The 20137-nt window shown below is 68.2% G+C and carries 17 protein-coding genes; 9 read left to right on the top strand and 8 right to left on the bottom strand.

What is annotated here, in order from left to right:
• Positions 1-128 precede the first annotated feature (128 nt).
• Positions 129-2411 carry a sigma-70 family RNA polymerase sigma factor gene (locus ACIA58_RS34340; RefSeq protein ID WP_396408004.1) on the bottom strand — a complete coding sequence of 761 codons (2283 nt, stop codon included), beginning with the start codon at positions 2409-2411 and terminating at the stop codon, positions 129-131.
• Between the two features lie 283 nt (positions 2412-2694).
• Between ACIA58_RS34340 and ACIA58_RS34335 the strand changes: the two genes are divergently transcribed.
• The gene (locus ACIA58_RS34335; protein WP_396408003.1) at positions 2695-3519 is read left to right on the top strand and encodes a hypothetical protein; all 825 of its coding nucleotides are present in this window, start codon (positions 2695-2697) and stop codon (positions 3517-3519) included.
• A 99-nt stretch (positions 3520-3618) separates the two neighbouring features.
• Here ACIA58_RS34335 and ACIA58_RS34330 read toward each other — a convergent pair whose 3' ends face one another.
• Positions 3619-5343, bottom strand: coding sequence for an MFS transporter (locus ACIA58_RS34330; RefSeq protein WP_396408002.1), 1725 nt, complete (start codon positions 5341-5343; stop codon positions 3619-3621).
• Between the two features lie 119 nt (positions 5344-5462).
• Here ACIA58_RS34330 and ACIA58_RS34325 point away from each other — a divergent pair, with 119 nt between their 5' ends.
• From ACIA58_RS34325 to rsrA, 4 genes are all read left to right on the top strand, one after another.
• Positions 5463-6263 carry an SOS response-associated peptidase gene (locus ACIA58_RS34325; RefSeq protein ID WP_396408001.1) on the top strand — a complete coding sequence of 267 codons (801 nt, stop codon included), beginning with the start codon at positions 5463-5465 and terminating at the stop codon, positions 6261-6263.
• An 88-nt stretch (positions 6264-6351) separates the two neighbouring features.
• Positions 6352-6984: an alpha/beta family hydrolase gene (locus tag ACIA58_RS34320; RefSeq protein WP_396408000.1), complete on the top strand. Its 633-nt coding sequence runs from the start codon at positions 6352-6354 to the stop codon at positions 6982-6984.
• Positions 6985-7100: 116 nt separating this feature from the next.
• Positions 7101-7751, top strand: a complete 651-nt coding sequence (locus tag ACIA58_RS34315; protein WP_396407999.1) for a sigma-70 family RNA polymerase sigma factor — start codon at positions 7101-7103, stop codon at positions 7749-7751.
• Entirely contained in the window at positions 7748-8026 is a 279-nt protein-coding gene (rsrA, locus tag ACIA58_RS34310; RefSeq protein ID WP_130439634.1) for a mycothiol system anti-sigma-R factor, read from the top strand. The genes ACIA58_RS34315 and rsrA overlap by 4 nt, the downstream gene beginning before the upstream one ends.
• A gap of 15 nt (positions 8027-8041) precedes the next feature.
• Here the strand turns inward: rsrA and ACIA58_RS34305 are convergent, their stop codons facing one another.
• Both ACIA58_RS34305 and ACIA58_RS34300 read right to left on the bottom strand, forming a co-directional pair.
• On the bottom strand, positions 8042-10570 hold the full coding sequence (locus ACIA58_RS34305) for an ATP-binding protein (protein ID WP_396407998.1): 2529 nt from the start codon (positions 10568-10570) through the stop codon (positions 8042-8044).
• Positions 10571-10860: 290 nt separating this feature from the next.
• Entirely contained in the window at positions 10861-10935 is a 75-nt protein-coding gene (locus ACIA58_RS34300) for a 50S ribosomal protein bL37 (protein ID WP_396408713.1), read from the bottom strand.
• A 263-nt stretch (positions 10936-11198) separates the two neighbouring features.
• Here ACIA58_RS34300 and ACIA58_RS34295 point away from each other — a divergent pair, with 263 nt between their 5' ends.
• Together ACIA58_RS34295 and ACIA58_RS34290 are read left to right on the top strand one after the other, a co-directional pair.
• Positions 11199-12551 carry an HD-GYP domain-containing protein gene (locus ACIA58_RS34295; RefSeq protein ID WP_396407997.1) on the top strand — a complete coding sequence of 451 codons (1353 nt, stop codon included), beginning with the start codon at positions 11199-11201 and terminating at the stop codon, positions 12549-12551.
• Entirely contained in the window at positions 12552-13832 is a 1281-nt protein-coding gene (locus ACIA58_RS34290; protein WP_396407996.1) for an HD-GYP domain-containing protein, read from the top strand.
• Here the strand turns inward: ACIA58_RS34290 and ACIA58_RS34285 are convergent.
• The 3 genes from ACIA58_RS34285 to ACIA58_RS34275 all read right to left on the bottom strand — a co-directional run bounded on the left by ACIA58_RS34285 (position 13794) and on the right by ACIA58_RS34275 (position 16543).
• Positions 13794-14432 carry a DUF5317 domain-containing protein gene (locus ACIA58_RS34285; RefSeq protein ID WP_396407995.1) on the bottom strand — a complete coding sequence of 213 codons (639 nt, stop codon included), beginning with the start codon at positions 14430-14432 and terminating at the stop codon, positions 13794-13796. The genes ACIA58_RS34290 and ACIA58_RS34285 overlap by 39 nt on opposite strands.
• A 135-nt stretch (positions 14433-14567) precedes the next feature.
• A complete protein-coding gene (mctP, locus tag ACIA58_RS34280; RefSeq protein WP_396408712.1) occupies positions 14568-16157 on the bottom strand; it encodes a monocarboxylate uptake permease MctP in 1590 nt (529 codons plus the stop codon).
• A 62-nt stretch (positions 16158-16219) separates the two neighbouring features.
• Complete coding sequence (locus ACIA58_RS34275; RefSeq protein WP_396407994.1) at positions 16220-16543, bottom strand: DUF3311 domain-containing protein; 324 nt, start codon at positions 16541-16543, stop codon at positions 16220-16222.
• 83 nt (positions 16544-16626) lie between these two features.
• On the opposite strand from ACIA58_RS34275, the gene ACIA58_RS34270 reads away from it, so the two are divergent.
• Complete coding sequence (locus tag ACIA58_RS34270; protein ID WP_396407993.1) at positions 16627-17598, top strand: endonuclease/exonuclease/phosphatase family protein; 972 nt, start codon at positions 16627-16629, stop codon at positions 17596-17598.
• Here ACIA58_RS34270 and ACIA58_RS34265 read toward each other — a convergent pair.
• The gene (locus tag ACIA58_RS34265; protein ID WP_396407992.1) at positions 17585-18490 is read right to left on the bottom strand and encodes a DUF2785 domain-containing protein; all 906 of its coding nucleotides are present in this window, start codon (positions 18488-18490) and stop codon (positions 17585-17587) included. The genes ACIA58_RS34270 and ACIA58_RS34265 overlap by 14 nt on opposite strands.
• A 105-nt stretch (positions 18491-18595) precedes the next feature.
• Between ACIA58_RS34265 and ACIA58_RS34260 the strand changes: the two genes are divergently transcribed.
• Positions 18596-20074 (top strand): sensor histidine kinase, encoded by a 1479-nt coding sequence (locus tag ACIA58_RS34260; protein ID WP_396407991.1) that lies wholly within the window; start codon positions 18596-18598, stop codon positions 20072-20074.
• Positions 20075-20137 lie beyond the last annotated feature (63 nt).

Genomic DNA, 20137 nt, shown 5'->3' with positions numbered 1-20137 from the left:
GAGTGTCTTCGCGACCGCTCCACGTGCCGCCTTCACAGCTACCGGCGACTCTCTCGAACGTGGTGTACGGCGCTACTTGGTTCCGTCAGCGCGAACAGATCCAGGATAAGCGATCGGGCAACCGCATTTCACCGGCGGGACGACGTCGGCGGGATCTGCGCGGTGTCGGTGTCCTCGCGGCCGCCGACCCTGGCATGGACGCTGAGCGCGTTGTTCGACCCGCTGCCGGGCAGCCACGCGTTCCACTCCGAGTTGAGCGGCTTCTTGTAGTTGCTCGTCCAGCAGGTCGCGCGCCGGATGTCGGTGGTCCGCTCGCACGTCCAGCCGCTGTCCCACGACGGCAGGAACACCAGGTTGCGGCCCCAGGAGATGTCCAGGGTCACCTTCCGCCCGGCGGCGCCGTTGACCTTGAGGAACCGGTTGTAGACGAACGGGTTCGGGTCGGTCTGCGGCGTCGGCGTGAGGATCTGCAGCAGCGACTCGTCCTGCTGGACCGCCGGCAGCACCTCGGTGTCGGTGTCGCTGACCAGGTCGGCCGTCGCGGCCACGGTGAACGTCCGCGCGGCGGTCGACGAGTCGTCGGGTACGTCGAAGTTCGCCGGCAGGGGAGCCGGTTTGTCCGGGTTCGACGCCGTACACGTCCTGGTCCTCGACGAGCAGGTCCAGCCGGCCGGCTTCGCCGCGATCGGCCACTCCAGCGCCGAGCCGTAGCTGAGCTTCAGCGTCACCTTGGTCCGGTCGGTGCGCGGGGCAACGGTGATGATCCGGTGGTGGACGTCCGGGTCGGCCTTGCCGTCGAGGATCTTCAGCAGGTTCTCGTCGGTGCTCGGCGCGGCCTTCACAGTCGCGGAGTCGTCGTCGTACAGCCGGCCGGTCTTGGCCGAGACGGTGAACGTCCGTTCCGCGGCCGAGCCGCCCGTCGGGGCGTCGAAGGTCACCGGCAGCGGTGCCGGTGCGGCCGGGTTGCTCGCCGTACAGGTGCCGGCTGCCGCGGCGCACGTCCAGCCCGGCGGGTTGCCGGTGAGCGGCCAGTCCAGCTCGCCGCCGTACTTGAGCCCGATCACCACCGGATTCGCGTTCGCGGCCGGGGTCTTGATCGTGATGACGAACCTGATCCCGCCGGCAGCAGCGGCGGCGGTCTCGCGGTTGGCCGGGCTCCCGCCGCCGCTCGGCATGCTGATCGTCACCAGGGCCTCGTCGAGCACCGGTGTGGTCGGCGTCGGCTTCGTAGGTGTCGGAGTCGGCGTCGTCGGCGTGGGCGTCGGGACAGGCGTGGTCGCAGACGGTGTGGGAGTCGGGCTCGGTTGCGTCGGCGCGGTCGTGGGGGCCGTGGTCGGCGCCGTCGTCGGGTTGGACGCCGGCGGCTTGGTCGCCGGGGGCTTCGCCGTCGGATTGACCGGTGGCGCGGTCGGCTTCTGCCCGGGTGGCTGGGTCGGCTGCTGCGTCGGCGGCTTGTCGATCGCCGCCTGGGGCTTGTCGTTGCCGGTCAGCGCCATCGCCGCGAGTACTGCGGCGATCGCGACGACCACGACCGCACCAGCGCCGACCGCGGTGCGGGTGCTGTTCTCGGTGACCTTCTTCCAGCCGGTGACGACGAAGCCGACCAGGCCGACCTTCGCGCCGGACGCGGCGGCCAGGTAGCCGAGGCCCGCGGTGCCCAGCAGGGCCGGGGCGAGCAGCGCCGGCAGCGCGCTGTTGACCTCGACGAGCTCGAGGTAGACCGCGGTGCACTTCGCGCAGTCGTCCAGGTGCTCGCGGACGTTCCGGTTCTCGCGCTTGGTGAGGCCGCCGCGGACGTAGGCGCCCAGGCGCTCGGTCGTCCAGCGGCAGCGGTCCCCGGCGACGTCGGCCAGGTGCTGCTGCAGGTACGCCTGACGCAGACCCTCACGGGCCCGGTAGGCGAGCGCGGAGACGCCGTTCGCAGTCAGGCCGAGCAGGGGAGCGATCGCGGCCGGCTTCTCGCCCTCGACCTCGGTGTGCCACAGCACGGCCTGCCAGCGCTCCGGCAGGCTGGCGAACGCCTTGGCCGCCGCGCCGCTCTCGAAGCCGGTGACGGTCGGGTCGTCGAAGGTCTCGGGCTCCCGCTCGTACGACGCGATGTCGTCGGTCGACTGCACCTTCTTGCCGGAGCGGATCCGGTCGACGTGCACCCGGCGGACCGTCGTCAGCAGGTAGGCACGGAAGGAGATGTCCGGCCCGCCGCCGGCCCGGAGCGCGTCCAGGACCTTGGCGAACGCGTCGCTGGCCAGGTCGTCGGCATCGTTGGCCGGGACCAGCTGGCGGGCCATCCGCTCCGCCGCGTGGTGGTGCCGGGCGTAGAGCTCGCCGTACGCCTCCAGGTCGCCGTTGCGGACGCGCGCGATCAGTTCGGCGTCGCCGGCTACCTCCGGCTGGCCTGGCGGCGTCTCCATTGATCTCCCCCGTGGGTCTGACTGTCTGTGCGGCAACGTGACGGTCCGTCACTTTGTTGCCGGAGACAAGGCTCCCACGTGAGACGGGCTGTGCGCACTATTTGGCGCACCCTTCCTGACGCCGAACCGTGCTCCTTGTCTGACGAGATGACCGGCCCGGAAGTTACGCGAAAAAACTTCTGCGAATCCGCGTCATGAACCGCGTCACGGGCTGTCTCTTCGGCGTACGACGCTTCCGGCCGACCGGTCGGGAGACTGACGGGGCTGTTTTTCGAGGAGGGCCATGTCGCTGTTCGCGGATCTCCGCAGACGGTTCGACCTGCGTCCGGCCAAGTCCCTGAACCTGGCGGGGTCGCCCGCCCGGACCCGGCCGGAAGCGTCGTCCACCACAAATTCGGGGGAGCAACCGCGCGGTTGGAGGGAGCCGCACGGCACAGCTGGCATCGACCACAGCGCTTATCTCGCGATCGCGGAAGCGCTGCGGGACGGGGCCGATGTCGTGCCTGCATCGGACGAGGTCGGGCGCCGCTTGGCGACCGACGGAGTCTCGCTGGTGGAGGCACTTGATGGGCTGAGTGCGTTGTACCGCTCGATCGCCGGGGGCGAGCCGGCTTTCGATGCGGTACGCGCACTCAGTTCCAGTTGGGCCGAGGCCTCACTTGTCTACCTGCACTCGCTGTCGTGCGAGGACCCGCTGACCGGGCTGTCCAGCCTGGCGCACCTGCGGTCCCGGCTCGGCGAGCTCTACCGAGAGGCGGAGTTCCGTGGAACTTCCGTACCGCAAACCCATGCACTGGTGGTTGTCGAACCGCTCAATCCCGCGGGTACGTCGCCGTTCGAGCGCGAGCTCCGCCTCGTCGACGTCGCGGAATGCCTGCGGATCGTCTTCTGCGGCGGTGACGTACTGGGTCGCGTCGGCTCACGCCGCGCGGCGGCGCTCGTCGGCCGCGAGCCGAACCTGCCGGAGCAGGTCGCGACGGTACGAGCCCTGATCACCCAGTGGCGGCTGGACACCGACGTACCCCAGCTGGCCCGGATCTGGATCGAAGGACTGCCCGGCACCGACGAGATGGCCGGTCGGCTCCTCGACGAGCTGACCAGACCTTAGGACTTGCGTCCGGCCGCCAACAGGGGGGCGTCCGGGCGCATCACGCCGACGGTGGATCGCCCGACACGGGGTGGGCGATCCACCGTCGCTTGTCCGAGGTCAGTCGGGTACGGCGGCCGTCTGGGGCACCGCCTCCGGCTCCACGTGGATGTAGCGCGGGCCCCGGAAGAGTGAGGCGCCGGCGGCGACGAGGGACATCGCGATGGCGATCGAGAAGACGATGACCAGGCCGTGGTGGAAGGGCTGGGAGATCAGCTGGGGGAAGTACGCCTTGCTGGTCAGTATGTTCACGTCGGCTCCCTTGACGGCCGACGCGGGCAGACTGCTGAGCGCCGTACCGATCGGGTTGTAGCCGAGGAACGCGGCGAACAGGCTGCCGACCGGTGGTTGGTTGCCGATGGCTACTGCCGCGGCCTGCGCGACACCGTGGGACCGCAGGCCGTCGGTCAACGTGCGCGGCAGGGTCTGCGCCAGGCCGATGATCATCAGGGTGAAGAAGACGCCGATCGACAGCGACGTACCGGAGTTGAGGAACGTGCCGATCATTCCCGACGCGGAGCCGCGCCGGCTGGCCGGGACGCTGCTCATGATCGCACTGGTGTTCGGCGCGGAGAACAGCCCCGAGCCCACGCCGTTGAGGACCAGCAGCCCGGCGAAGGCCCAGTAGCTGAAGTCGGTGGGCAGCAGCATGAAGCCGAGGAAACTGAGGGCCACCAGCAACAACCCGCCGGTCGACAGGGCGCGGGCGCCGAGCCGGTCGGAGAAGTAGCCCGACAGCGGTCCGGCGAGCAGGAACGCGACCGTCAGCGGAAGTAGATAGATGCCGGCCCACAGCGGCGTACTGGAGAAGCTGTATCCGTGCAGCGGCAGCCAGATGCCCTGCAGCCAGATGATCAGGATGAACTGCAGGCCGCCGCGGCTGACCGAGGCCAGCAGACCGGCGAGGTTGCCCGCCGAGAACGCCTTGATCCGGAACAGCGCCATGTCGAACATCGGATCGGCCGTGCGCGCCTCGACCACGCAGAACGCCGCCAGCAGCACGACGCCGCCGATGAGTCCGCTCAGCACCCACGGACTGGTCCAGCCCATCGTGTGGCCGCCGTACGGCTGGATCCCGTAGGTGATCGCGATCAGGAGCGCGGTCAGGCCGACCGCGAACAGCGCGTTGCCCCACCAGTCGATCCTCGCCGCCGACCGGGTGCTGGTCTCCCGCAGGCTGTGGTACGACCACAGGGTGCCGAGGATGCCGAACGGGACCGAGACGAAGAACACCAGGCGCCAGTCGACCGGCGCCAGCACGCCGCCGACGATCAGCCCGATGAAGGAGCCGCCGATCGCGGCCACCTGGTTGATGCCCAGCGCGAAGCCGCGGCGGTCGGCGGGGAACGCGTCGGTGAGGATCGCCGTCGAGTTGGCGAACAGCATCGCGGCGCCGACGCCTTGCACGACTCGCCAGAGGATCAGCCAGAGCGCTCCGCCGCTCTCGGTCAGCGGGTCGAAGACCAGCGCCATTGAACCCACCGAGAACACGGCGAACCCGAGGTTGTAGATCTTCACCCGGCCGTAGATGTCGCCGAGCCGGCCGAGCGTCACGACGAGCACCGCGGTCACGACCAGGAAGCCCATCAGCATCCAGAGCAAGTAGCTGACGTTGCCGGGCCGGAGCGGGTCGAGCTTGATGCCGCGGAAGATGTCCGGCAGCGAGATGATCACGATCGAGGAGTTGATGGTCGCCATCAGCACCCCGAGCGTCGTGTTGGACAGCGCCACCCACTTGTAGTGGGGGTGATCCTTCTCGACCGCGAACCTGCTGCCTGCACTCACGAGGCACTTCCCCACGGATAGATTTCGTTAGCAAAACTAACTGTATCTCGCTACCCGGAGGTGACCCTCCGGGTGGTCGTCGATCCGGTTCTGTCGGTGCGGGTCGCTAGGCTGCTGGTGTGTGCGGAAGGTATGCATCCGGTCGGGCCCCGTCCGATCTCGTCGCGGAGTTCGAGATCGAGGCGGGCAACGTGCGCGAGTCGGTCGAGGAGCTCGGTGAGAACTACAACGTCGCTCCGACCAACCAGGTGGTCGCGGTGGTCGAGCGGAAGGACCGCGAGCAGCCCGGTGAGACGATCCGGAAGCTGACCACGGTCAAGTGGGGTCTGGTGCCCTCCTGGGCCAAGGACACCTCGATCGGGAACCGGCTGATCAACGCCCGGATGGAGACCGTCGCGGAGAAGCCGGCCTTCAAGAAGGCGTTCCAGACCCGGCGCTGCATCCTGCCCGCCGACGGGTACTACGAGTGGTACACGGCCGAGGAGAAGGTCAACGGCAAGCCGGCCAAGCAGCCGTACTTCATCCACCCGCCGGACGGGAGCGTCCTGTCGATGGCCGGGCTGTACGAGATCTGGCGGGACAAGTCGGTCGAGGACCCGGACTCCGACGACGCCTGGCTGTGGACCTGCACGGTGCTGACGACGAGCGCCACCGACGATCTCGGCCGGATCCACGACCGGATGCCGCTGCTCGTCGAGCGCGAGCGGTACGACGCGTGGCTCGACCCGCTGTCGTCCGAGACCGACGACCTGCTCGAGCTCCTGGTCCCGGCCGCACCGGGCCGGCTCGAGGCGTACGCCGTGTCGAAGGCGGTCAGCTCCGTGAAGAACAACGGCCGCCATCTGCTCGACCCGCTCCCGCCGGACGGCGTGGATCCGCTGGACCAGCCGCCGGCGCCCGAGGAGACCACGCTGTTCTGAGGCCGGGCTGTTCTGGCCGATTGTTCTGGGGCCGGCTGTTCTGAGTTTCGGGGCCACCGATTCCCGTCCCTGATGACAGGATGGGCGGGTGACCGACGAACGCATTGTGGGGACGCCGCACGGGGAGGCCCGGATCGTCGCGTACCGGGCCCGCCGGCCGGTGGCGACGCTGGCCCTCGGTCACGGCGCCGGGGCCGGGATCGAGTCGGGTGACCTGGCCGCGCTGGCCGGCCGGCTGCCGAAGCAGGACATGAACGTGTTCCTGATCGAGCAGCCGTGGCGCCGCGCCGGTCGCAAGCTCGCGCCCGCGCCGAAGGTGCTCGACGAGGCCTGGATCGCGATCATCGGGCAGCTGCGGGTGCGCACGCCGCTGGTGATCGGCGGCCGGAGCGCGGGTGCCCGGGTGGCCTGCCGGACGGCGAGCAGCTTGGGGGCTTCCGGCGTACTGGCGATGTCGTTCCCGCTGCATGCGCCCGGGAAGCCGGAGAAGTCGCGGGTGGACGAGCTACAGGGCGCAGGGTTGCCGACACTCGTCGTACAGGGGGAGCGGGACCCGTTCGGCACGCCGGAGGAGTTCCCGCCGCTGACCGAGATGGCGGTCGTGCCGGACGCCGACCATGCCTTCAAGGTGCCGAAGCGGGCCGAGCTGGATCAGCAGGAGACCTACGACCTGCTGGTCGAAGCCGTGTTCGAGTGGGTGACCCGCGAGGTGTCCGGATAACGGGCGGCGATCTGCCCGGGAATGGCCCCGCGACCGGGCGTGTTGTGACCAACATGATGGCGACGAGACAGGCTCCGGCGCGGAGTACTGGGAAGACCCCGGTATTCTCGATCACGATGCCGACTCCCACCACGACCGAGACACCCGAGCAGCGCACCGCGCGGTTCGAACGCGAAGCGCTGCCCTTCCTGGACCAGATGTACGCCGCGGCGATGCGGATGACGCGTAATCCGTCCGACGCCGAGGACCTGGTGCAGGACACCTTCGCGAAGGCGTACAGCTCGTTCCATCAGTTCACGCCGGGTACCAACCTGAAGGCGTGGCTGTACCGGATCCTGACCAATACCTTCATCAACGGTTACCGGAAGCGCCAGCGTCAGCCGACGCAGTCGCCGACCGAGGAGATCGAGGACTGGCAGCTCACCGCTGCCGAGTCGCACACTCCCGGTGGGCTGAAGTCGGCCGAGGCGGTCGCTCTCGAGCACCTGCCCGATTCCGACGTCAAGTCGGCCCTGCAGTCGATCCCGGAGGACTTCCGGCTGGCTGTGTACCTGGCCGATGTCGAGGGCTTTGCCTACAAGGAAATCGCCGAGATCATGGGCACGCCGGTCGGCACCGTCATGTCGCGGTTGCACCGCGGCCGGCGCCAGCTGCGTGACCTGCTGGGTGATTACGCACGGGATCGCGGCCTGATCCCGCCCTCGGACGAGAGTACGGACGCGACCGCGGCGAGCACCGACGCGGACGCGGAGAAGGAGGAGTCGTGAGCTGCGGCGAGCACCACGACGTCGACTGCGGAGAGATCCTGCAGCGGGTCTACGTCTTCATCGACAACGAACTCGAGGACGCCAGTTCCGACGAGATCCGGCAGCACCTCGAAGAGTGCGCCCCCTGCCTGGACGAATACGACCTGGAACGCTGCGTCAAGAAACTGGTCCACCGCTCCTGCGGCTCCGACCACGCCCCCGACGCCCTCCGCCAGAAAATCCTCCTCCGCCTGACCCAAATCCAGGTAGAAACCACCATCACGACCACCGACTGAGTTTCGGCTCCGTGGTCAGATGGAAAAGGCCGTGAAGACGTAGTTGTCGATTTCGCCTTTGTGGAGCAGCTCGAGGACCTCTCGCGCGTGTGCCTCGTAAACGACCGACGAATTGTGCAGAAGCCGTATCGCCGTGTCCAGGTGTTCGGCGGCCGATGTCCGGTCACCACGAGCGGCATCGATCTTTGCGAGTTCGGCGTACAGCCGTCCTTCCCGCTCGACATCGTGTGAAGTCCGTGCCAAAGGCAACCCGAACTCGATATGAGCGGTTGCCGCTGCGTAGTCGCCCTGCGCGGCGTAGGCGATCGCGAGCAGGTGATGGCTCTCGCTCTGGAAGGTCGCGTCGCCGGCCTGCTCCACAACGTTCAGGGCTTGCAGCGCGAACGGTACGGCGTCGCGGAAGCGTCCGGCCTGGAGGTGCGCGAAGGCTGTGTTCAGGTACCGCTTGAACAGAGCCCGCGAGTCGTTGGCCTGCTCGGCCATTGCGATGCTCAGGGCAAGTGCTTCGTCTGCGCGCTCGAAGTGCCCGAGGCGGTCGTGCATTCCGCCGACGGCGATCAGTGAGACACCTTCCAGCGTCACGTCCTGGATCCTGCGGCTCAGGGCAAGCGCAGCCTCGCCGTACTCCAGGGCCTCGGTGACGCGACCCAGCAGGCCGAGCAGGTAGCCCAGGGACGAGCAGCAGCGTGCCTGGCCGACGGAATCGCCGATCTCTTCGAACATCGCCAGCGCGACGAGGATCCCTTCGCTCGCGGTGGCAGCGTCACCATTCTCCGCGACGGGGATTGCGCCGTCGTGCTGTAGCCAGGCCGCGGTTTGTTTCCGGCCGTGCCGTTGGGCGAGCGCGACCGCACCGTCGTTCAGCTCGCGCATCTCGCGCCAGCGTCGGCGCGACTCGTGGTATCCGAAGTAGGCGAGGGCCAGCTCCGGGAACAGAGCAGAGCCGGCCAGCGTCGACTGCCTCGCCTGCCGGAAGCGGTCCATGAGGTTCCGCTGCTCTGCGTCCACCCAACGCAAGGCCTGCTCCCGGTCACGGAATGCCGGGACATCGTCGCTGTGGACGGTTGCCAACGGCAGCCGTGGGCTGGTGGGATGCGTCAGCGACTGACTGGCCCAGCCGACAGCGATGTAGAACCGGAGGACCCGGGCCAGGCATTGGTCCCGCTCGGCGGAGGTCAACACCTGATCGGCGATCTCCCGGCCGTACGCGCGAATGAGGTCGTGGAAGCGATAGCGCGCCGGGGCAACGGACTCCAGCAGGTTGAGATCGACGAGGCGTTCGACGATCGCGTCCGCGCGGCGCACGGAAACCCCGAGGACGGCTGCGGCGACAGCCGTCAGTACGTCGGATCCGTCGGGCACCGCCAGCATCGGCAGTGCCCGAGCGGCCTGGCGGTCGACGTCGCGGTCGCTGTCTTCGAGGAAACGCACAGAACTGGCGATGCTCGCGCGAACGCCGGTCTCGTCGGAACCGAGGCTGTCGAGCCGGCGTTCTTCGTCCTCCAACAGGTCGACGAAGTGCTGGATCGGCCAGGTCGGCCGCGCTGCGAGCCGGCCACCGATCAGGCGGATCGCGAGCGGCAGGCGACCGGAGTACGAGGCAACGATCTTCGCGGCGTCCGGTTCGGCGGTCACCCGGTCCTGTCCGATGACCCCGGCCAGAAGATCGACGGACTCGGACTCCGACAACGCGTCGAGGAGGATCTGCCGGGCGCCCGGCAGGTTGACCAGCGAGCCTCGGCTGGTGATGATCACCGCCGATCCTGCGCTGCCGGGGAGCAGGCGCAGGACCTGCGCGACGTCAGCGGCATTGTCAAGCAGGATCAGCACCCGTCGCCCGGCCAGCTGGGATCGCAACAGTGCTGCCGCTTCCTCGACGTCCTCGGGAATCGAGCGAGCGTCCAGGCCGAGCGAGCGCAGCAGATGGCGCTGGGCGTCGGCGGTCGTCATCGGCTGCCCCGGGCCGTAGCCGCGGAGATTCAGGTAGAGATGGCCGTCAGGGTAGCTGGGGGCCAGCTTGTGCGCGGCCTGGACGGCGAGCGTGGTCTTGCCGATGCCGCCCATACCGGTCACTGCGACCAGGCCTACTGCTGTGCTGCTCGTCCCGCTGGTCTCGCGCAGGACCGAGAGAATCGCGTCGATCTGCGCAGCCCTGCCGGTGAAGTCGGCCGCGGCCGGCGGCAGCTGCCACGGTGTCGGGATCGAATCAGCCACTGCGGATGGATTCGCCGACGACGCGCGCGGGAGCTTGCTGCCCTTGCCTCGGGCAACGGTGAGGAACTGGTCGGCCTCGGCGGGGGTGAGATCAAGCGCTTTGGTGAGTCCGCGGATGGTGTCCATCCGGGGGCGGCTGCGGGTGCCGCGCTCGAGCACGCTGATGGCCTGCTCGCTGAGCCCGGCCTTCTCGGCGAGGGCGGCCTGGGTGAGGCCCGCCCGAGTGCGGAACGTACGCAACAGCTCGCTCAGCGTCGGCATCGGCGGCGCGGACGGCACGGACGCCGCAGACGGCACAGACGGCACAGACGGCGTGGACAGCTCACTCACCTCCCTCACTCCTCGGATCCGGGCGGGATACGGTCAGTACCGGAAACCTGCCGAGGCCAACTCTAGGGGGATCCGCCGGCTGCCGTTCGCCGTTATCCACAGCGGCACCGGACCGGAGCCGGGTCAAGGGGATGAATATCCAACGATCGTTTGAATAATCGCATTCAGTATGCGCTCGGAGACTCTCTGAATACAGAACCTCTGGCAAAGGTGGTCTGCTGTAAAGCTGTGACCAAATCGCAAAGACCCCGGATTTCTCCGAGGTCCTCGCTGTCTGTAGCCGCCTGCGTTCAGGCGTTCGGGCGCTTGCCGTGGTTTGCGGCCTTCTTCTTGCGTCCACGGCGCTTCCGACCGGTCTTACCCATTCCTAAGCCTCCTTGAAACAACTGCAAAGAGTCACAGTCTCTCATATGGCGCTCAACCGCTCATGTCATGCGGCGAGTCACGGTCTGGCCTACAGTGTTTCGCGGCCTGCCTGCTTAGGCAAAATGATGAAGAGTCAGCGACGTGCTGTCTGCCCCCCTACGTCCCACCGATACCCGGGACGTAAGACTGCGACCCGCTGAGTGGAGGTGACGTGTCGTGTTTGGTAGTGACGCCTGGGAGTGGTGAAGGTTAGAGTTCACGGGTGAACAGCCGCTGGCCGCTGCGCATGACGGTGGCGTTCAGCGCCGGTATCGCCATCGTGGCTCTTGTTGTCGCGCTGTTTCATACCAGGCCTGACGCCGCCACCATAGCTTTGGGCTTGTTGTTGCTGCTGGGTGCCCTGCTGCGATCCAAGGTTGGACCGGTGCGGGCTTCGCTCGACTATGTAGTAGGCATCGCGCTGTTCTTGCTGTCCGGCCCGGCTGCGGCCGTCGTCGTTTCGGTGTTGTTGCCTCTTACTCAAGACCGTCGCCTTCCCCTGATGCGACGGGTGTTCAACGGCGCGATGGCAGTCCTGTGTGCCAGCGCAGCCGGTCTGGTTTTTCTTCGTACCGGTGGTGTACGTGGAGACGCCGTGTTGGACGCACCTGGACGTGCCCTGGTTGCGGCCACGGCGGCCATCGTTACCTGGCTCGCGGTGAGCGCCTTGCTCATGTGCTTGGTGCTGTGGCTCGATCGCGGTGCGACGTCACCGCTGGACTTCCTCCGCCACGTTGCCGCGCCCACCGTTCTGCCGATGATGGGCTACGGCCTGCTCGGCGTACTGCTCGCCGTGGTCTGGGTCGGCGGCCTCGGCATCTTCGCTGTACTCCTGGTCGTCGTGCCGTTGCTGGTCGCGCGCTGGACGCTGAGCCTGTACGAGGCGGAGCGCAACGCGCAGGCCGCGACGATGCGAGCCTTCATCGAGGTCATCGAGACCAAGGACCTCTACACCCGCGGTCACTCCGAGCGCGTCAGCGAGGGAGTCGGCATGCTCGGCCGGCACCTGCGGCTGACCGACGACCGCCAGCAGGCGCTGGAACACGCCGGTCTGCTCCACGACGTCGGCAAGGTCGGCGTACCGACGAGCATCATCCAGAAGCCCGGCCGCCTCGAGGACTTCGAGATGGACGCGATCCGGCTCCACCCCGCCCGGGGTGTCGAGCTGATCGGCAACATCCCGTTCCTCGAGGAGGTGAAGTCCGCGGTACTGCACCACCACGAGAAGTACGACGGCACGGGGTACCCGGCCGGTCTCGCCGGTGCGAACATTCCGTACTTCGCCCGCATCATCGGCATCGTCGACGCGTTCGACTGTCTGACGTCGACGCGTTCGTACCGTCCGGCCCGGGGCGTGGACGAAACCCTGGAGGTCCTGCTGCAGGACCGGTACACGCATTTCGATCCGCACCTGGTGGACGCCTTCGTCGAGGTGATCCGGAAGGACGGCTGGAAGGCCGCGGCGGCTGAGCAGCCGGCGCCCGACGGCAGCGTGGTGGTCGCGATCGACCACGACGACCTGAGTCTCGGCAGTGGCGGTGGCGCCTCCGGGTCGGCGGCAGGACCGGACGCCTAGATGATCCTGAACGCGCCAGAGGGTACCGAGGTGCGCCGGCTGGGCAGTGGGGTGGTCGTCCTTGCCGCGGGTGCCGTTGTCGGGGTCATCGCGCTCGCCATGACCGTACGTCGTGGCGTCTCCGAGTGGCCGTACGCCGTGACGTTCGGGGTGCTGATCGCCATCGGTGAGATGGTGCAGTTCCGGGTCGACCGAAGCCGCAACCGGGCGCCGATCGCGACCAGTGCGGCGTTGGGCTATGTGCTGCTCCGTCCGCCCGAGGTCGCGATTCCCCCGGATGTCGCGCAGATCATCGCGGTCGCCGGACTGGCCACGCTGGCAGGGGTTATGCCCCGGCTCATCGCCGGCCTGCGGTGGGACATAGTGGTGTCGTCGCGGCGGGTGCTGTCGGTGGCCGCGGCTGCCGCGGTCTTTTCCGCGGTGGTGCCCACCGACCTGTACTGGGACGGCTCCTGGACATCTGCGATCACGCTGACCGGCGCGATGTTGCTCGCGGTGCTGTCCGCCGTCGTGCTGGATGCTCTGGTCGGCGCGGGGCAGTCGACCGAGCGGTTCAACCAGCCCTTCCCGGCGGCGCTGCGGGACGAGGCATTGGTTGCCGCACGCATCGGGATGGCGATGGGCATCAGTGGCATCCTGCTGGCTATCGGGACGTCTTTGCTGGGGCTGTGGGGGCCGCCGCTGGTTGTTGTGCCGCTCTTTCTGACGCAGGTTGCGTTCAGGCGGTTCGCGTCGGCGCAGCGGACCTATCGGACGACGGTGCGCTCGATGGCCCGCAGTACGGAGATTGCGGGCTTCAGCAGCCCGGGGCAGAACGCGCGGACGGCTCAGCTTGCGGTAGCGCTCGGGCACGATCTTGGACTGACGCCGGCTCGGATGGAGGCGTTGGAGTATGCGGCGTTGTTGTCCGGGGTGGGGCAGTTGGCGTTGGCGGATCCTAGTCCGGGTGGGGCTTCGTTGCTGCGGACGCGGGAGGAGCGGCAGCGGGCTGCGGAGATCGGGGCTTCGGTGATCGAGCGGTCGGGGGTGCTGGATCATGTTGCGGAGATCGTCAGGCACTCCAACGATCCGTACCGGCAGGGGCGGGCCAACAACTCGGACATCCCGGTCGAGAGCGGGATCGTGAATGTTGCCCTGGCCTACGAACAGCTGGTGGGCGAGGGCTCGGGACAGTCGCCGGACAAGGCGATGGAGTCGATCGGGCTGGGCATCGGCGCGGAGTACGACCCGGTGGTGGTCGAGTCACTGAGGCGCGTCATCGGCCGCGGCTTCCGCTTCTGAGCAAGCCTCGGGCGACAGCCTGAGCAGCGCCGGAGTGCCCGCGCAGGGCTCCAGTTCGTCCCAGACGGGGGCAGCCGTTGCGGGGACGCGGCCCGACGCGCCCATACCGGCGTACAGCAGCAGGCCGGCGCCGGCGGCGATCAGTACGTCGCCCGGGCTGACGGCCTGACCGAGCCCGGGAAGGGCCACGGGTACGACGTCCCCGAGCCAGGGCAATCGCGTCGCGGCATCGGACAACTCGTGCCGGGGATCGCTCACCACACCGGAACCCACGCCCGCACGCGCCAGCGCCGCGAGCGAAACCGGCATGGCGCCGTTCAGCGCGACGACGAGTGCGTTGCTGAAGAAACCCAACGCCAGCAGGCCGACGCCGGGATGGCGCAGATTGAGCCGCAGGAAGACCGCGATGCAGACCGCCGACCCGATCAGTCCGACCGGGTACACCGTGCCGCCGAAGAGCGATCCGAGCAGTTGCCCGATCGCGGCCGCGGCCAGCCAGTGCACGCCGGTCAACGTGTTGGCGGCCAGCCGTCCGAACCCGCCGCCGGTCGCGAGCGCCGCCCCGGCAGCGATCACCATGACGAGGAGGACCAGCAGCACGTGTGCGATTCTGCCGAACCCGCGGCCCGAAACCGGGCAAGCTGACCCCGCAGCGTGTCGACTTAACTTCAAAAAGTGATGGCGGCGCAAAAAGATGACGGCGGCCCCGAAGGACCGCCGTCACCCGGAACTACGTCAGGACTTGGCCGTTGCGGCTCCGCCGTCGTCGAGGATCTCCGGCAGGTCCTCCACACCCGGGTCGCCGCGGTCGGCGAGGTAGTCCGTCGGGTGCGTGGTGTCCTGCCCGTCCGGCACCTTCAGGGCCCGGAACAGGAACGTCAGCACGATCACGATGAGCAGGTTCAGCACGAACGCTGTCAGCGCGATGTACGCCGGCGTGTTGGTGAACGGGATGTTCGCCAGCGATCCACCGAAGTGCTTCTTGGTCGCCGGGTTCACCACGTTGTACGCCGAGATCGTGCCGAACACCATCGCCACGGCCCAGCCGGCCAGCAACGCGTACCGGTGGAACCACCGGGTGTAGAGGCCGACGACGATCGCCGGGAACGTCTGCAGGATCCAGATGCCGCCCAGGAGCTGCAGGTTCAGCGCGATCGTCTTGTCCATCGCGAGCACGAAGATCAGCGCGCCGACCTTCACCAGCAGCGACGCCAGCTTGGAGACCTTGGCCTCCTCGGCCGGTGACGCCGACGGCTTGATGAACGCGCGGTAGATGTTGCGGGTGAACAGGTTCGCCGCCGCGATCGACATGATCGCCGCCGGCACCAGGGCGCCGACCGCGATGGCCGCGAACGCGATCCCGGCGAACCAGGACGGGAACTCCTGGTCGAACAGCCGCGGGATCGCCAGCTGCGGGTTGGCCAGGCCGTCCAGACCCTTGACGTTCACGTTCGCCTTGATCGCCATGAAGCCGAGCAGGGCGAGCAGGCCCAGCAGCAGCGAGTACGCCGGGAGGATCGCCGCGTTCCGCCGTACGACGTTGCGGGTCTTCGTCGACAGCACCGCGGTCACCGAGTGCGGATACATGAACAGCGCCATGGCCGACCCCAGACCCAGCGTCCAGTAGGACACGTAGCCCGCGTTGCCGGGGATGAACGATCCGGTCGGCTTGCCCGTGACCGGATTCGGTTTGGCCATCTTCTCCTGAGCCGCACCGAAGATCGAGTCCCAGCCGCCGAGCACGTGCGGCAGGTAGAAGATCGCGACCAGGATCACCACGTAGATCAGGAAGTCCTTGACGAACGCGATCATCGCCGGCGCCCGCAGCCCGGAGGAGTATGTGTACGCCGCCAGTACGGCGAACGCGATCAGCAGCGGGAGGTCCTTGGCCAGCGTGTTGTTGCCACCCAGCCCCATCGTCTCGAAGACCGCCTGCATGCCGACCAGCTGCAGCGCGATGTACGGCATCAGGGCGAGGATGCCGGTGACCGCCACCGCGAGCGAGAGCGCCTTGCTGCCGTACCGGCCACTGACGAAGTCGGCCGGCGTGACATAGCCGTGGCGGTGCGAGACCGACCACAGCCGGGCCATGAAGACGAACACGATCGGGTAGGCCACGATCGTGTACGGAACGGCGAAGAAGCCGCTGATCGCACCGGTCGCGTACATGGCGGCCGGCACCGCGATGAAGGTGTACGCCGTGTACAGGTCCCCACCCAGCAGGAACCAGGTGACGAACGTGCCGAAGCTCCGGCCGCCCAGACCCCACTCGTCGAGGTTGTCCAGATGACCGGCACTGCGCCAGCGGGCCGCCATGAAGCCCATCACGGTCACGGCGCCGAAGATGACGACGACGATGATCAGCTGCACCCAGTCGACCTTGGTGTTCACTGCTCACCCTCCTTCGCTGCCGGGCCGGCCGAGCCCGCGGAGCCGGTGGAGCCGTCAGCGGCATCGGGCGCGTCAGGGTCACCGAGGCCCTGGGCCGCCCGCCGCCTGCGCTCCTCGGCGCGGAGCAGCCGGTAGCTGATGCTGACCAGGATCGCGGACAGGAAGACCCACATCAGCTGGTACCAGTAGAAGAACGGGAACCCCCACAGATGGGGATCCGGTTTGGCGTACGTCGGCACGAGCAGCGGTACGACGACCGCCACAACCAGCAGCACACCGGAGATCCAGTACGCGGGTCTGACCGCGGACAATCGAGACACTGCAAACCTCCTCGGGACACAGCAGGCGCACCGGAGCACGCTACCGTTCGTCAGCACAAGCGACTAGACCTTCAGGTTGGTGCATGGATAACGAAAAGGCATGGTTCGTACGGCGAGTCGTGCTTTCCGTGTTGTTCGTGCTCATTGTTGCCGTGCCGCTGTATCCGGAGCTGTTCGGCCTGGACGAGGTGACCCCGTTCGCCCAGCTGGCCGCGTTCCGGCCGCAAGGACTGGTCGTGGCCTTCGTGCTGGCGCTCCTGATGCTGGTACGACGCGGGTGGCGGATCGCCGCCGTACTCGTCGCTTCGCTCGCCCTGGTCGGCGGCGCGCTGGTCGCGCCGCGGCAGTTCTCCGGCGCGCGGCCCGCTCCGCCCGGCGCCCGGGTGCTGACGATCATGGTCGCGAACGTCCTCGGCGGCGGAGCCCGCGCGGCGGACGTGGCCCAGCTCATCCGGGACCGCAAGCCCGATCTGGTTTCGTTGCCGGAGGCACAGGTCGACGTCCGCGAGGAGATCCGGGCACAGCTGCAGGACCAGCAGTACAAGGGCTATACGACCCAGCCGAGCACGGCGGTCGAGAGTGCGACCAGTGTGCTCGTGGCTTCGTCACTCGGAAACGTGTCGTTCGCGTCCGAGCCCGGGACGACCTTCGGGAACATCATCGTGACCGGTGGGAACCTCGGCCCGGTCCGGCTGATCGCGTACCACGGTTTTCCGCCATTGACCGACTCCGTGACCACCTGGAAGAACGACCTCCAGCACGTACGCCACTGGTGCACCGAGAACGCGCCGACGATAGTTGCAGGGGACTTCAACGCGACCGTCGACCACGCGGACTTCCGGAACGCTCTGGGCGGCTATTGCCGCAGCGTTGGACCGACCGTCGGCCGTGGTCTGCAGGGCACGTGGCCGGCCGACCAGCCCGCGCTACTGCGAACGCAGATCGATCACGTCGTGGTGACGCGGCAGTTCGAGCCCGGGCGGTTCACGACGTACCCGATCGAGGGGACGGACCACCGGGCCGTGGTCGCGACCGCCGCGCTCAAGACGGATTAGTGGCCGGGCGGTAGATGTAGGGCTGCGAGGCCTGCACGGCCTCGGTCAGCATCAGCAGCAGGTCGGCGCGGGCCTCGATCGGGCGGCCGAAGAGCTCGTCGTCGCCAGGGATCGGGAAACCCTTCACACCGATCGCCAGCTGGCTGAGCAGGACGTGCAGGACGCCGCGGGCGTTGAACACGGCCGGCATGGGCCACTCCGGCAGCGTCTCGTGCATCAACGGCTGCTGGCCCGCGGTCGCCGCGATCGGCTTCAGCCAGCGCTCCAGTTCGTCGCTGGTCAGCATGTTCCGGTGCAGGATCGTCATCACCGCGTGGGCGACCCGGTCGTGCTCCTCGTGCACCCAGCGGTACGGCGTGTCCTTGACGATCCGGTCCGCGAGTACGTCGAGCAGGGCCCGCAGTACGCCCGCGTCGCAGTGCCGGGAGCGGGCCAGCGCGCCGATCGCGTCGGCGCCGTGGGCAACGGCATGCGCCCAGCCGCAGTCCTTGACGTACCCGCGCAGGTCGCGCTCGCGCAGCAGCCAGGTCGCCAGCCGGTCGCCCCAGCGCATCACGACCTCGTCGTGGACGAGGAACTCGGCGTTGTCGCGGTGGATGACCTCCGCCAGCGTCAGCGCGGTGAACGAGCGGCGGAAGACCGAGTCGGTGCCGTCCTCGCCGAGCCCGTAGTTCAGCCCGGCACAGAGGCCGTCGCCGAACCCGGGCAGCAGGTCGTCGTACACCCCGCGCTCGAGCCAGGTGGCCAGCGTCGGGTAGGCCAGGGCGTCACGGACCTGCGGGTTGGTGCTGGCCAGCCCGCGGACGAGCTCCTCGGTGAGCTCGGTCAGCGTACGGTCGTGCGGTACCGCGTAGTCCGCGGCCATCACGTCCTGCCAGTACGTCGACTCCACCCGAGCATCCTTTCATCCGTGCTGAATCAACTAACACCTGTCTACACCAACTTGTCGAGCGGACCACTCCGAGTGGTGGTATAAGAACGTCGGTAGCATCGAATCGTGCCGTCTCTGACCGACGTGGCCCGAAACCACACCACCCTGGACTCCGCCGACCTCGATCGCCTGCAGCTGCTCGTCTCCGACTGGCAGATGCTGGCCGACCTCTCGTTCGCCGATCTCGTCCTCTGGCTGCCGGACACCGAAGGACTCGGGTTCTGGGCCGGTGCGCAGATGCGGCCGACCACCGGCCCGACCGCGTACCTGGACGACATCGTCGGCAGCTTCATCCCGCGCGGCCGCCGCCACCTGCTCGACCAGGCGTACGACGGCGGCCGGATCTGCCGCGAGGGCGATCCCGAATGGCGCGACGACGTGCCCGTCCGGGTCGAGACGATCCCGGTCCGGCGAGGCAGCCGGGTGATCGCGGTGATCGCGCGGAACACCAACCTGCTCGGCGTCCGGACGCCGTCCCGCCTGGAGATCGCCTACCTGCAGAGCGCGACCGACCTGGCCCGGATGATCACCGACGGCATCTTCCCGTACGGCGGGGAGCGGCTGCTGTCCACGACACCCCGGGTCGGCGACGGCTGCATCCGGGTCGATCGGCACGGCATGGTGACGTTCGCCAGCCCGAACGCGTTGTCGGCGTACCGGCGGATGGGTCTCGTCACGGATCTCGTCGGCTCGCGGCTCAAGGACGTGACCGCGGAGTTGCTGCATTCCGGACACAAGGTCGACGACGTGCTCGCGTCGGTGCTCACCGGGCGGGCGGCGAAGGAGATCGAGATCGAGAACTCCGACGCGACGCTGTTCCTGCGGGCGATCCCACTGCGGGCCGACGGAGCCCACGTCGGGGCGCTGATCCTGCTCCGCGACGTCACGGAGCTGCGGAGCCGGGAGCGGGAGCTGGTCACCAAGGAGGCGACCATCCGGGAGATTCATCATCGCGTCAAGAACAACTTGCAGACGGTCGCCGCGTTACTCCGGATGCAGGGGCGAAGGATCACCGTCCCCGAAGGCCAGGCGGCCCTGGCCGAGGCGGTCCGGCGGGTCGGGTCGATCGCGATCGTCCACGAGACGCTGTCGGAGTCGTTCGACGAGCACGTGGACTTCGACGACGTGGCCGACCGGGTCGGTGCGATGGTCGCCGACGTGTCGACGGTCGCGACCGCGGTGGAGACGCGACGGAGCGGGACGTTCGGCGTACTGGACTCCGAAGTGGCGACCCCGCTGGCGATGGTGCTGACCGAACTGATGCAGAACTCGGTCGAGCATGCCTTCGGCGCGCGGGACGGGGGAGAGGCGACCGGACGGATCGAGCTCACCGCCGAGCGGTCGGTCGGACGCCTGCACGTCAACGTCATCGACGACGGCAAGGGACTGCCGACGAACTTCGACTCCGAACTGTCCGGCAACCTCGGCCTGTCCATCGTCCGCACCCTCGTCATCGGGGAGCTGGACGGGACGCTGGAGTTCGGCAACCGCCACGACGGAAAACCCGGCACCCAGGTCACTCTGGACATCCCGGTGAAGGACTGAAGACGTGGTCCGGGAAACACAAAGGCCCCGCGGTGCTTCCCGCGGGGCCTCGAGAGGACTTAC

The sequence above is a fragment of the Kribbella sp. NPDC051586 genome (genome assembly GCF_044453965.1).
GTDB lineage: Bacteria > Actinomycetota > Actinomycetes > Propionibacteriales > Kribbellaceae > Kribbella.
The sequence above is the reverse complement of the archived record's forward strand: the minus strand, read 5'-3'. Positions and strand labels throughout refer to the sequence as shown.